9 protein-coding genes and 1 pseudogene are annotated in these 12207 nt (G+C 72.0%); 7 read left to right on the top strand and 3 right to left on the bottom strand.

Going from position 1 to position 12207, the window contains the following annotated elements:
- Positions 1 to 183: 183 nt before the first annotated feature.
- Entirely contained in the window at positions 184 to 558 is a 375-nt protein-coding gene (locus ACEPPI_RS14410) for a hypothetical protein (protein ID WP_373915618.1), read from the top strand.
- Positions 559 to 655: 97 nt separating this feature from the next.
- On the top strand, positions 656 to 1684 hold the full coding sequence (locus ACEPPI_RS14405) for a Ku protein (RefSeq protein WP_373915617.1): 1029 nt from the start codon (positions 656 to 658) through the stop codon (positions 1682 to 1684).
- A gap of 98 nt (positions 1685 to 1782) precedes the next feature.
- Here the strand turns inward: ACEPPI_RS14405 and ACEPPI_RS14400 are convergent.
- Positions 1783 to 1908, bottom strand: a pseudogene (locus ACEPPI_RS14400) (Ku protein); the annotation flags it as partial.
- A gap of 31 nt (positions 1909 to 1939) precedes the next feature.
- On the opposite strand from ACEPPI_RS14400, the gene ligD reads away from it, so the two are divergent.
- Both ligD and ACEPPI_RS14390 read left to right on the top strand, forming a co-directional pair.
- Entirely contained in the window at positions 1940 to 2824 is an 885-nt protein-coding gene (gene ligD, locus ACEPPI_RS14395) for a non-homologous end-joining DNA ligase (RefSeq protein WP_373915616.1), read from the top strand.
- Positions 2824 to 3714 (top strand): ATP-dependent DNA ligase, encoded by an 891-nt coding sequence (locus ACEPPI_RS14390; RefSeq protein WP_373915620.1) that lies wholly within the window; start codon positions 2824 to 2826, stop codon positions 3712 to 3714. The genes ligD and ACEPPI_RS14390 overlap by 1 nt, the downstream gene beginning before the upstream one ends.
- 84 nt (positions 3715 to 3798) lie before the next feature.
- Here ACEPPI_RS14390 and ACEPPI_RS14385 read toward each other — a convergent pair whose 3' ends face one another.
- Positions 3799 to 4203 carry a DUF6479 family protein gene (locus ACEPPI_RS14385; RefSeq protein WP_373915615.1) on the bottom strand — a complete coding sequence of 135 codons (405 nt, stop codon included), beginning with the start codon at positions 4201 to 4203 and terminating at the stop codon, positions 3799 to 3801.
- Positions 4204 to 4351: 148 nt separating this feature from the next.
- Entirely contained in the window at positions 4352 to 5341 is a 990-nt protein-coding gene (locus tag ACEPPI_RS14380; RefSeq protein WP_373915614.1) for an XdhC family protein, read from the bottom strand.
- A gap of 260 nt (positions 5342 to 5601) precedes the next feature.
- On the opposite strand from ACEPPI_RS14380, the gene ACEPPI_RS14375 reads away from it, so the two are divergent.
- From ACEPPI_RS14375 to ACEPPI_RS14365, 3 genes are all read left to right on the top strand, one after another.
- Positions 5602 to 6828 (top strand): MFS transporter, encoded by a 1227-nt coding sequence (locus ACEPPI_RS14375; protein WP_373915613.1) that lies wholly within the window; start codon positions 5602 to 5604, stop codon positions 6826 to 6828.
- Positions 6829 to 7897: 1069 nt separating this feature from the next.
- On the top strand, positions 7898 to 9331 hold the full coding sequence (locus ACEPPI_RS14370) for an ATP-binding protein (RefSeq protein ID WP_373915612.1): 1434 nt from the start codon (positions 7898 to 7900) through the stop codon (positions 9329 to 9331).
- Between the two features lie 174 nt (positions 9332 to 9505).
- Positions 9506 to 11983, top strand: coding sequence for a helicase-associated domain-containing protein (locus ACEPPI_RS14365; RefSeq protein WP_373915611.1), 2478 nt, complete (start codon positions 9506 to 9508; stop codon positions 11981 to 11983).
- The last annotated feature ends 224 nt before the right edge of the window (positions 11984 to 12207 follow it).

Below are 12207 nucleotides of genomic sequence, written 5' to 3'. Positions count from 1 at the left end.
CGGCGACCATCCGCACCGCACGACGGCGCAGCTCAAGCGGGTACTGGGAAGGACGTGCCATGACTCGATCCTCTCAAATGATCGAGTCCCCACCAAACCCGGAACGGTTCACTCGTCAGCTGGGCCAACATGCTTCCGGAGCAGCCCCCGATACCTGTCGCCGAGATCGTCTCCTTTTGGCGCATGTCTGTGGAGATCGCAGGGGACGACCCGGACCTCTGCGAACCGCACGAGGAGGGCGGCGAGCCTTGGTGGCATCCGCAGTGGATCCCGTGGGCCCAGAGTGACGGGGACTCGCAGGTGATAGACATGCGCGAGGGCCCACAACAAGGCCGGCTAGGAAGTGCGGCTCATGACGACACGGCGTCCTTCGGCGACGGATGGCCGTCGCTCGCCGCCTACCTGAACGACGTCGCGGACGTGCTCGATCACGGGGGCACGGTCGGCCCGTGGGCGCCATTCCTGACCACTGACGGCGAACTGTGGTGGTCCTTCGAGGGCGAAACCGAACTGAACGGATGCCCTCTTGCACCCGCCCCGACGTCTCAGGGTGGATGAACAGGTGAGATCCCCTTGGGAGCGACCCGGGGCACCGCCGACTGTCGCCCCGGTGCACTCCGGCATAGCCTGAAATTCCGCACGGAAGGAGCGCGGAATGAGGGCAACCTGGAAGGGGGCCATCTCGTTCGGGCTGGTCACGATCCCAGTCCAGCTCTTCACGGCCACGGAGGAGCACGACATCCCGCTTCGCCAGGTGCACGAGAAGGACGGCTCCAGGGTGCGGCTGCGGCGCGTATGTGAAGCCGAGGACGTCGAGATTCCGTACCAGGAGATCACCAAGAGCTATGAGGCCCCGGACGGCAGCATGATCATGCTGTCGGACGAGGACCTCGCAGATCTCCCCCTCCCCAGCAAGAAGCTCATCGACGTGCTGGCCTTCGTCGACGCCGAGACCATCGATCCGCTGATGTTCTCCAAGGCCTACTACGTCGGCACTTCCGACCGCGCGGCAGACAAGCCTTATGCCCTGCTCAAAGAGGCCCTGACCGAATCCGGACAGATCGCCGTCACAAAGATCGCCATCCGGTCGAGAGAGTCACTCGCCGTGCTCCGGGTGCACGAGGACACTCTCGTGCTGCAGACCTGCCTCTGGCCCGATGAGGTCCGGCCTGCCGCCGGCGTCGCGCCGGAGGGGGAGGTCGCGATCCGCCCCCAGGAACTGCAGATGGCCAGGTCCCTCATGGACATGCTGTCTCAGGACTTCGACCTGTCCACGCTCCACGACGAGTACCAGGAAGCCCTCCAGCAGGTGATCGAAACCAGGCTCCAAGGCGTTGAGCTACCGCACGAAGAGGAAGCCGCCCCGGCGGGCGGCAAGGTCATTGACCTCATGGCCGCCCTGGAGAACAGCGTCCGCGCGGCCAAGGAGTCGCGTGGGGAGCGCGGTGCTGCCGAGGAGACGGAGGCCGAGGTCCGGACCCTGCCTGTCCGCAAGACCGCGAAGAAGGCTCCGGCGAAGAAGGCAGCCCCGGCCAGGAAGGCGACAGGCTCCGCGGCGAAGAAGGCCGCCGCATCACCGAAGGAAGCAGGCGGGAAGAAGACCACCGCCGCCACGAAGAGCACGGCCGAGGCCGCTGCGAAGAAGACCACGGCCAAGAAGAGCACCAAGCGGGCCTCCGCCTGAACCCGCCGCACCACACCTGTGGCACACCTACACGACCACCCAATTGGCTCTGACCTGCTCAGATTCTCCGCAGATCAGCACGCGACAGCCACGACCCCCAGAGAACCGCCATCGCTCACATGGATCTGACGGAAGGAGATCGAGTGGCTCTCGGTGGCGTTGACGAGCTTGATCGGAATGCTGACCAAGCCGAAGGAGATCGCCCCGTTCCAAATGGATCGCACGGTTCCTCCTGATTCGTGGCAATCTCATCGTATGACGCCGATCACCATGGTGGAGGGGCGTCGCATCGCGCTCAGCAACCTGGACAAGGTCCTGTACCCGCGGACCGGCTTCACCAAGGGCGAGGTGTTGCACTACTACGCCACGGTCGCGGACTCCCTCCTCGCGCACATCCGCGACCGCCCGGTCTCCTTCCTGCGCTATCCCGACGGTCCGGACGGACAGCTCTTCTTCACCAAGAACCCGCCGCCCGGTACGCCCGCCTGGGTGAGGACCACCCCCGTGCCCCGCTCCGAGGACGCGGGCGCCGAGCAGGTGGTCATCGGAGACCTGCCCACCCTCATGTGGGCCGCCAACCTCGTCGTGGAGTTCCACACCCCCCAGTGGACGGCCGGCCGGCCCGCCGTTGCCGACCGGATCGTCTTCGACCTCGACCCCGGCCCGCCCGCCACCGTCGTCGAGTGCTGCACCGCCGCCCGCTGGCTGCGCGGGCGCCTCGCCGCCGATGGCCTCGACGCCTACGCCAAGACCTCTGGCTCCAAGGGCCTGCACCTGGCCGTCCCGATCGAGCCGACCCCGTCCGCGCGCGTGTCCGCGTACGCCAAGACCCTCGCCCAGGAGGCCGAGGCGGCCCTCCCCGGCCTGGTCGTGCACCGGATGGCCAAGGCCCTGCGCCCCGGGAAGGTGTTCGTCGACCACAGCCAGAACGCCGCCGCCAAGACCACTGCCGCCCCCTACACCCTGCGCGCGCGGGAACTGCCCACCGTCTCCGCCCCCATCACCTGGGAGGAGGTCGAGGGCTGCCGGACCGCCCCCGACCTGGTGTTCCTCGCCGACGACATGCCGCCCCGGCTGGCCCGCGACGGCGACCTGCTGGCCCCCCTGACCGACCCCGCCCGTGCCGGGAGGCTGCCGTGATCCGCGTGGCGCTGGCCGCGGCCGTACGGACCCTGCCGCGCGGGGCCGGACTGGCGTACGAGCCGAAGTTCGACGGCCACCGCCTCGTCGTCGTGCGCACCGCGCAGGACGTGGTCCTCCAGGCCCGCTCCGGCCGGATCGTGACCGCCGCCTTCCCCGACCTGGCCGCCGCCGCCCGGCAACTGCCCGCCGGGACCGTACTGGACGGGGAGGTGGTGGTGTGGCACGCGGGCCGTACGGACTTCGCGCTCGTCCAGCGGCGCGCCGCGGCCCCGAGCGAGGCCCGCGCGGCGGTGCTCGCGCAACGCCTGCCGGCCTCGTACGCGGCCTTCGACGTGCTGGAACTGGCCGGGCTCGACGTCCGCGCCCGCCCCTACGAACGCCGCCGGGCGCTCCTGGTCGACCTGCTCCTGCCCCTGGGCCCGCCGCTCCAGCCGGTGCCGATGACCACCGACCCCGAGCTCGCCGAGACCTGGTACGCGACCCTGCCCGCCAGCGGCATCGAGGGCCTGGTCGTGAAGCGGCTCGACGAGGCCTACCCCGCCGGCCGGCGCTCCTGGCGCAAGCTGCGCCACACCGACGTCGCGGACGCGGCCGTGATCGGCTTCACCGGTACCCCGCGCCGCCCGCTGGCCCTCGTCCTGGTGCTGCCGGGGGAGGACGACGAGGCGCCGCTGGTGTCGAGCCCGCTCTCCGCCGGGCTGCGTACGGAGATGGCGGCGGCCGTCGCGACCCGCGGGGAGGTGGCCCCGGCCGCGGCCACGGTCACTGCGATCGGGCTCGGCGAAGTACCGTTCCGCCCGCTGGACCCGCCCCTGGCCGCCGAGGTCCGGCGCAGTTCGGCCCGGCACCCGCCGCCGGAGGTGCTCCGGCTCCGGACGGACCTCTGACCCGCGTGGCCGCGGGTCAGAGGCCGGGGTTCGAAGGTCGTCGGGCGCGGGCCGGGCCGGTTGGCCGGTCGGGTGCGGGCCGGCTCAGGCGTGGGCGCCGCGCCCCGCGTTCGGGGGAGAGCCGGGCTGCACGTGCGGTCCGGGCCCCTTGGGGATTTCGTAGCCGGATTCCCGCTCGGCGCGGGCGTCGTCCGGATGGCTGTGGGTGCGGGAGCCGAAGTTGCCGTACCCCTGCATTTCGTGGGGGCGCAGGCCGCCTTCGGGGATCTCGACGTAGTCCCGCTCCTCGCGCACCTCGTACACCGCACCGCCGTCGGGCAGGTGGGGCTGGCTCTCGGGGGTGGGGGGCGGTGGCTCGTGGTCGCGCACCCTCCGGCCCAGCGCGAAGCCGCCGAGCAGGACGCCGACGACGCCGAGCCCGACGAACAGGAACCACGCGATCTGGCCCAGTGTCGCGTCCGCCGCGAGGGGGATCAGGGTCGTATTCATACGTCCTATTTTCCCGCGTTTGGTCTGGTTTCATGCAATCGGCCCAAAGAAACTTCGAACCGCGGGGGAGCGGACGGCCGGGCCGACCCCGTCCGGCCCCACCCGGCTTCGTCCGCCCCCGTCCGCCCCTACCCCCTCGACGGACCCGTCACCTCAACGGTCCGTCGGAATCCCGCAGCCCCTGAGCCCCCCGGCCGCCGAGCACCCCGAGGATCTCGGCGCAGATCGCCAGAGCGGTCTCCGCCGGGGTCTTGGCGCCCAGGTCGAGCCCGATCGGCCCGTGCACCCGGGCCAGTTCCGCCTCCCGGACCCCGGCCGCGACCAGCCCCTCCCGGCGCCGCGCGGTGGTCCGCCGCGACCCGAGCGCGCCGACGTACGGGATCCCGAGCGCGAGCGCCGTCCGCAGGGCCGGCACGTCGAAGTCGGGCTCGTGGCTGAGCAGCACCAGGCAGGCGGCGTCCCGGTGGGCGGTCAGCACCTTCTCCGCCTCGGCCGTGCCCTCCACGCACACCGCCTCCCAGCCCAGCAGCGCCGCCTGGGCCGCGATGACGTCGGCCAGCTCCCCGGCCCCGCCGATCACCACGTGCGGCGCCGACGGGTACGCCTCCACGAGCACCAGCCCGGACCCCCCGTACAGCGCGTCCCGGCCGGGCCGGCGCGTACCGAGCAGTTCCCCGGCCCGGCGCTCGGCGTCGTCGCCGGGCGTCCCGCCGGCCCGCACGACCCGGCTCTCCGCCCGGTCGGCGTCCTCGTTCAGCCGGGTCACCAGCGCCACCCCGGCCCCCGTCCCGAGCAGCTCCCACCACTCGGCCGGGACCGCCGCGAGCGGCTGCATCAGTACCTCGGCCTGCCCGCCGCACGTCAGCCGGGCCCCCACGGCCTCGCCCGCCCCGACGGACAGCTCGCACACCCGGGCCCCCTCCGCACCCGCCGCCGCGCCCAGCGCCGCCGCCTCGGCGACGAGCTCGGCGTCGAACACCCCGCGGTACAGGGCCCCCGCGCACTCGCCCCGCGCGTCCACGAGCACCGCCCCGGCCGGATCGCGCGGCCCGAACCCCTGCTCGGTCACCGGCCGCGCCAGGAACGCGACCCGCCCCTCCGCCGCCCACTGCCGTGCGGTCTCCGCCAGCTCACGCATCCTCGTCGCCCCATCCTCCACGCGCTGCCTTCCCGCAAAGGCCCTGGTCAGCGGCACAATGCGGCCTGTCCGACCACCCTACGCACGCCCCCGCCCCGCACCCACCCCCCAAACCCACCAACCCCGCCCCACCCCCCTCGTACGGACCACCGGAAGTGGCCGGAACACCGTCACGGGAAAGAATCGAGTGGGCGGGACCACCGTGTTCCCAGGTGTGCCGCCGAGCCCGTGCGGCGCAGTGGAAGGGGAACAGCCGAACCGTGGAGACCTTGAGACGCACCTTCCAGTCCCTCTCGGTGCGCAACTTCCGGCTGTTCGTCCTCGGACAGCTCCTCTCCGTCACGTGCACCTGGATGATGGTCATCGCCCAGGACTGGCTGGTCCTGGAGCTGTCCGGCGACTCGGGCACCGCCCTGGGGGTGGTGACGGCCCTGCAGTTCACCCCCGTCCTCCTGCTGACCCTGTACGGGGGCGGGCTCGCCGACCGCCACAGCAAACGCAGCCTCCTGATGCTCGCCAACGGCGCGTCCGGGGTGCTCGCGCTGGCGCTGGGCCTGTGGATCCTCCTCGGCGAGGTGCGGCTCTGGCACATCTGGCTCTTCGCCCTGGCCATGGGCACCGTCAACGCGGTGGAGGCGCCCACCCGGATCTCGTTCGTCGGCGAGATGGTCGGCGGCGAGCTCCTGCCGAACGCCTCGGCGATGAGCGCGGCCTACTTCAACGTCGCCCGCGTGGTGGGTCCGGCGATCGCGGGCTTCCTCATAGCCCGCCTCGACGTCGCGGCCGTCGTCCTGATCAACGCCGTCAGCTACCTCGGCACGGTCGCCAGCGTCGCCCTGATGCGCCCCGCGGAACTGCACGTCCCGGCGGCGCGGCCGACCGCGCCCAAGGTCGCGGACGGACTGCGCTACGTCGGCCGGCGCCCCGACCTCGTACTGCCGCTGGCGCTGCTCGGCGTGGTGGGCCTGGCCGGGTTCAACTTCCAGCTGACCCTGCCCCTGCTGGCCAAGACGGAGTTCCACACCGACTCCACCGCCTTCGGCCTGCTCAGCAGCTCCCTCGCGGCGGGCTCCCTGCTGGCCGCCTTCGCCACCACCGCCCGGCGCGGCCGCCCGTCGGCCCGCGTGGTGACCGGCTCGGCACTGGCCTTCGGCGCGACGGAGGCCCTCGCGGGCCTGGCCCCGACCCTGACCACGGCCTGCCTGCTCCTGGCCCTGACCGGCTTCACGTTGATGTACTTCGCCCAGGCCTCGAACCACCGAGCCCAACTGGGCACCGACCCGGCCTACCGGGGCCGCGTGATGGCCCTCTACACACTGATCTTCCAAGGCGGCACCCCCCTGGGCGCCCTCCTCACGGGCCTGCTCGCGGAACACCGCGGCCCCCGCTGGGCCCTCACCGCAGGCGGCCTCATCACCCTCACCACAGCCACCATCGCCCTGACGGCCTTCCCCCGCCCGACATCCCCCACCACGGAGTCCCCCTGACCCGACTCGGCCCAGCGGGCCGGGCTGCGGAGGCTTTGGCAGTCACTCAGCCCCGACGCCCGCACGCAGCTGTGGAGCACCCACAGGACCGACTTGCTCGCCGCCGGACACTTCACCCCGTCGGTCAAGCAGGTGGCGCCCGACGGGGGTTCCGGCAAGCACGGATCGGAGGATCCCGACCGGGACGACCTCCCAGGAGGCGGACCCCAACTGGTCCTACGCGGTCGGGTCCGCCCGGTCGAATGTGGCAGGCGTGGTGACCGTCGCGCCGGGCGCCGACGGTGGGCCGACAGCACAAGGTCGGTCTGGCACGGGAGTTCAACATTCGGGAAGCGGTTCGGTCCAGCACTACGAGCTGGGCAACGGTGCGGCAGTGCCCGCCCCCGACGACCCCGGACGGGCCGGTGAGCGCAGTGACCCCGGTCGCCACGCCCGCGACGGCGGCGGGGAGACCGGCCGATGAGCGCTCCGACGGCTCCCTCCGGGCCCGGGAAGCGAAAGTGGTCCGACCCGCGAGCCGGGCTCCACACCAACGTGCAGTACGACGTTGAGCTGCTCGCCTTCACCGTGACGACCGCGGAGGCCGACCGGTTCCTGCAGCCGCTTCGGCGCGAGGGAACCCACCTCGGTCTGCCCGAGCCCGAGACATTCGTCGAGGGCATGCGCATCGGCAGCCTCTGCCACGGTGACGCCAAGACGCCGGAAGGCCAAGCGGTCCAGTTCTGTACGACCATCCACGCGCACGAGTTCAGCCCGGCACGACCCGCATCCACCTCTGGGCCGGCAGCGACGCGCCCATCGAGAACCGCCGGGCAACCACTGAGGCCGGGGCGGCTGATGAGTTGTCAGGCTTGCCGTCCCACGCATGTCCCACGACTCAGAAATGTGCTGAATGTCGCAGAATCTGAAGGGTGTGGGCCTCGGTGACTGATGCGCCGGCGCGCCGATCCCTTCCCCTCCGCTTCGGCGAGGCTGCCGGCGGGAGCGTCAGAAGCGGGCTAGGGTCTAAGTAAGGTTCAATCTACGTAATATCGAACCTACGTTTAATGAATGCCAGGGATGGGCGCTGATGGAGTTCAAGGGCAGGTCTGCCGACCTGGATCAGCTGGCTCGGCAGCTGGGTCTGGTGGTCGGCGGTACGGGGGCCACGCGTGGTCAGGCTGTGACCGTGACGGGCCGGCGCCGGGTGGGCAAGTCTCGTCTGGTCCAGGAATTCTGCGACCGTTCCGGGCTGCCGTACGTGGTCTTCCAGGCGACCCGAGGACGCAACGCGGTGGCCGAGCGGGCGGACTTCGCCGAGACGCTGGCGCATTCCCCTCTTCCCGGCGCTGAGCTGGTGGCCGGGCTGCAGGCCGCCGACTGGAACCAGGCACTGCGTTCCCTCGCAGTCGCGGTTCCGGACGACGCCCCGAGCATTGCGGTGATCGACGAGGTGCCGTGGCTGGTCGAACAGGACGGGGAGTTCGAGGGGGCGCTGCAGACGGTCTGGGACCGGCACCTGTCCGCCAAGCCCGTTCTGTTGATCCTGGTCGGCAGTGACATGTCGGTGATGGAGGCGCTGCAGTCCTATGGCCGACCCTTCTTCGGCCGGGCGGCCAAGATGACCGTGCAGCCGCTGCATCTGGCCGATGTGCAGGCGATGACCGGTCTTGACGCGGCGGAAGCGGTGGACGCGCTGCTGATCACCGGAGGGTTCCCGGAGATCGTTCAGTCCTGGCGGCCGGGGATGGGCCGCCGGGACTTTCTGCGCGAGGCTGTGTCCAACCCGCTTGCGCCGCTGTTGGTGGCGGGCGAACTGTCGCTGCTGGGGGAGTTTCCCGAGGCGTCCCACTCGCGCGCGATCCTGGAAGCGGTCGGCAGTGGCGAGCGGACCTTCTCCACCATTGCCGCACAGGCCGGTGGTGCCGGCGCGCTGCCCTCGGGCACGCTGTCTCCGCTGCTGAACACGCTGCTGGCCAAGCGAGTCCTGGCCGCCGACCTGCCGCTCTCGGTCAAGGCGGACAGCAAGAACAAGCGCTATCGCATCGCCGATCCGTACCTGCGGTTCTGGCTGGCTTTCCTGCAACGCGGGATCCCGCTCATCGAGCGCGGTCGTGGTGATCTGGCGCTGGAGCGCATCGAGCGGTCGTGGACGACCTGGCGGGGCCGGGCCGTCGAGCCGGTCGTCCGTGAGTCGCTGCTGCGGCTGCTGCCCGACGAGATGTGGCCGCAGACGGAGGCGGTCGGGGGCTGGTGGAACCGGCAGAACAACCCGGAGATCGACCTGATCGGAGCCGACCGCGAACCCGTGGCAGGGCAGGTCCATTTCATCGGCTCGGTGAAGTGGCTGGAGTCGCAGCCGTTCGGCCGGCGCGAGTACGACGCCCTGGTGCGGGACATGCTCGCCGTGCCCGGCGCCGAGCCGGACACGGCGCTGGTGGCGGTGTCCCGTTGCGGTGTCGAGGATGATCTACCTCTTGCGGCGCACTGGGGTCCGGAGGACCTTGTCCGCGCCTGGCGGTAGCCGGGGAAACCGTCAAGCACGGTCATGGTGATGTACCTGCCTCGGGCGCCCAGTGGCGGGAGACATCGACCGCATGCTCAGAACCTTCCGGACGTCGAAGCCCGTCTGCACGGCGGCGAGGTGACGGGTCCGGTTCACCCCCGCGGGGTGAGCGGACGGCGCTAGCCTGGCCGGGTGAATGCGCGTACCGCCCTCGCGAAATGGCTGGGCACCCTGGATCCTCAGCGGCTGACCGCGTTGCTGGAGGAGCGGGATCTGCCGCTTGCCGCCGGGTACCGACGGATCACCACCCTCCGCGAGCTCGCCGAACACTTGCTCACCGACGAGTCGGTGGGCCAGGGCCTGATGGCGGGCACCGCCGGAGAACTGGAATTGCTCGCTTCCATCGCCGCCCTTGCTCTGGAGCGGCACGGCCCCGCAGCCGGTGGCGAGGCCGAGGACGGGCCCGGATATCCCTGGCAACAGCGGAAGCCCGTTCCCCCGGTGGAACCCGCGGACCGATTGGTGCCCGAGCGGGACGTACTGTCCTGGTTCGAGCCGGGGGAGAAGCGGCAGCGGGCGGAACACACACTCACCCGACTGCGGGAGCGCGCGTTGTTGCTCCCCGCGCCCAACGGCCGACTGGCACTCCCACCACTGCTGCACGTCCGCGCCGCCGGGTTCGACGGATACGGGCGCAGGGCCGACCGGCTGCTGACCACCGCCTATAACGCCCCAGAGGTCAAGCGGATCGCCGCAAACCTCTTCGGCGAGGGGGCGGCCCGTACCCGCGACCAGGCGCAGGAGCTGATCACCGCCCTGCTAGCCGATCCCGCCCAGGTGCGGGCACTGGTGGCGGACGCCCCGGTCCGGGCGCTGGAGCTGCTGGACCACCTGGTGCCCGGCCCGCCGCTGCTGCGGACCCACTGTTTCGTCGGCCGGTACGGGTCGCAGTACGCGGGCCCGGACGCCAAGTACGTCTTCCGGGACGGCGGCAGCGGCGACGAGGGCACCGACTGGCTGGCCGGGCGCGGACTGCTGGTTCCCGTCGGTCTCGACCTGGTGGAGCTTCCCTACGAGGTCGCCCGCGCGCTCCGCGATGGGGGCGCGGCCCCCAGCCCCCGGCTGGAACCAGAGCCGTTCACCGCCACCGAGCCGCTGCCGTCCGGCTGGGAGGGCGAGGGTGGCGCGGCCGCGGCGGCGGCTGCCTGGCGGGCCGAACTGGTCCTGCGGGCGCTGGCCGCCGAGCCGGTCGCGATCCGCAAGGCGGGCGGGATCGCCGTACGGGACACGCGGCGGCTGGCCAAGGCGGCCGGGGCCGATGAGGCCGACACCCGGCTGTGGCTGGACCTTGCGGTGAACGCCGGCCTGGCCGCACCCCTCGACGACGAACCGGCCCCCGCTGCCCGCAGCCGCCGCAACTCCAAGGGCCCCAAGCCCTCCGCCCGGCTGTTGCCGAGCGACCGCTATGACGCCTGGGCCGTCGCCCCCGCAGCGGCCAAGCTGCTGCCGCTGCTGGCCGCCTGGGCCGTGGTCCCCGCAGTCCTCAGCCACTGGCCGGACCCGGGCGAGACCCCGGTCGCGCTCATCAGCCCGCAGGACGAGGACGCCGTGACCCTCCGCACCGGGATCCTACGAGCGCTCGCCGTCCTCCCCGACGGACACGGGCTGACCGCGAACACGCGCGGATACACCGAACTGCTCTCCCTGGCCGCATGGTTCCAGCCCGCACTGCGCGGCCACCTGGCCGCCGACGGGACCGGGGAGCTGGCCGGCCTGGACGGAGTGCTCGACCGCCTGGCGGCCACCCTGAGGGAGGCGGCCCTGCTCGGCGTGGTCGCCCATGGCGCCCTCACCCCCGTCGGGCGGGCCCTCGGCCGGCTGCTGGAGGCGGGAGCCGCACACCACTACCCGGCAGTACCCGGCGCCGGCGCCGACCCTGCCGGGCGCGACTGCGACGACCTGGGCGAAGACCTGTCCCTGCGCCGTGCCCTGGCGCAGGCGGTGACCGCACTGCGCGAGGTCCTGTACGCGACGCTGCCCGAGCCCAGCGACACGGCCCGGTTCCAGAGCGACCTGACCGCCACCGTCACCGGTGCGCCCGCACCCGCCCTCGCAGACCTGCTCTCCGCTGTCGGCGACATCGAGTCCGAAGGGCACGCCGTGGTCTGGCGGATCACCGCGTCCTCCGTACGCCGGGCCCTGGACGTCGGCTGGAGCGCGGAGGAACTACTCGACCGCCTCACCACCGCGAGCGAGCGCGGCATCCCGCTGCCGCAACCGCTCGCCTACACGATCAAGGACACGGCCCGTACCCACGGACAACTCAAGGTCGTCCGCTCCGCCTGCTGCATCCGCTCGGACGACCCCGGACTGATCGCCGAGGTGGCCCAGGCCCGCGGCCTGGCCAGACTCCGCCTGCGCCGGATCGCCCCTACGGTCCTGATCTCCACAGCCCCGCCGGAGGAGACCCTGTCAGCCCTCCGCACGGCCGGCTACGCCCCCACCCAGGAAGCCGAAACAGGCACCACACTCCTCGACCGCGCCCCAGCGGACCGCGCCCCGAGCCTCCTGCCCACCCTGGACCAGGCCCACCCCGTACACGGCGAACCGGCCCGCGGCGTCCCCGCGAGCGCCCGCGCGCTGGCCTGCGCACTCACCTCGGCCGGCTAGGACGCGTGGGTCAGACCTCGATGACGGTGACCCGACCGCCGCACAGCGCCGTCAGGGCCATCGGCGTGGAGGTGAGCACGGTGACAGGGCCGGGCGAGCTGAGCGGCGGTGGCGGTGTGTATGCCATCGATGGCATACATGTGCTTTCGCACGTCGCGCTCCCGTTCGCCGTCCCGGATCTCAACTATGGGAACGGGCGGCTGTGCCGCGTCGCTAGGCTGCCG

Origin of the sequence: Streptomyces sp. AB3(2024) (assembly GCF_041862025.1) — a bacterium.
Lineage (GTDB): Bacteria > Actinomycetota > Actinomycetes > Streptomycetales > Streptomycetaceae > Streptomyces.
The sequence above is the reverse complement of the archived record's forward strand: the minus strand, read 5'-3'. Positions and strand labels throughout refer to the sequence as shown.

Excerpts from the sequence above, each read along its gene's own strand:
- ACEPPI_RS14410 (WP_373915618.1), top strand. The coding sequence starts at position 184 with ATGTCTGTGGAGATCGCAGGGGACGACCCGGACCTCTGCGAACCGCAC.
- ACEPPI_RS14405 (WP_373915617.1), top strand. The coding sequence starts at position 656 with ATGAGGGCAACCTGGAAGGGGGCCATCTCGTTCGGGCTGGTCACGATC.
- ligD (WP_373915616.1), top strand. The coding sequence starts at position 1,940 with ATGACGCCGATCACCATGGTGGAGGGGCGTCGCATCGCGCTCAGCAAC.
- ACEPPI_RS14385 (WP_373915615.1), bottom strand. The coding sequence starts at position 4,203 with ATGAATACGACCCTGATCCCCCTCGCGGCGGACGCGACACTGGGCCAG.
- ACEPPI_RS14380 (WP_373915614.1), bottom strand. The coding sequence starts at position 5,341 with ATGCGTGAGCTGGCGGAGACCGCACGGCAGTGGGCGGCGGAGGGGCGG.
- ACEPPI_RS14370 (WP_373915612.1), top strand. The coding sequence starts at position 7,898 with ATGGAGTTCAAGGGCAGGTCTGCCGACCTGGATCAGCTGGCTCGGCAG.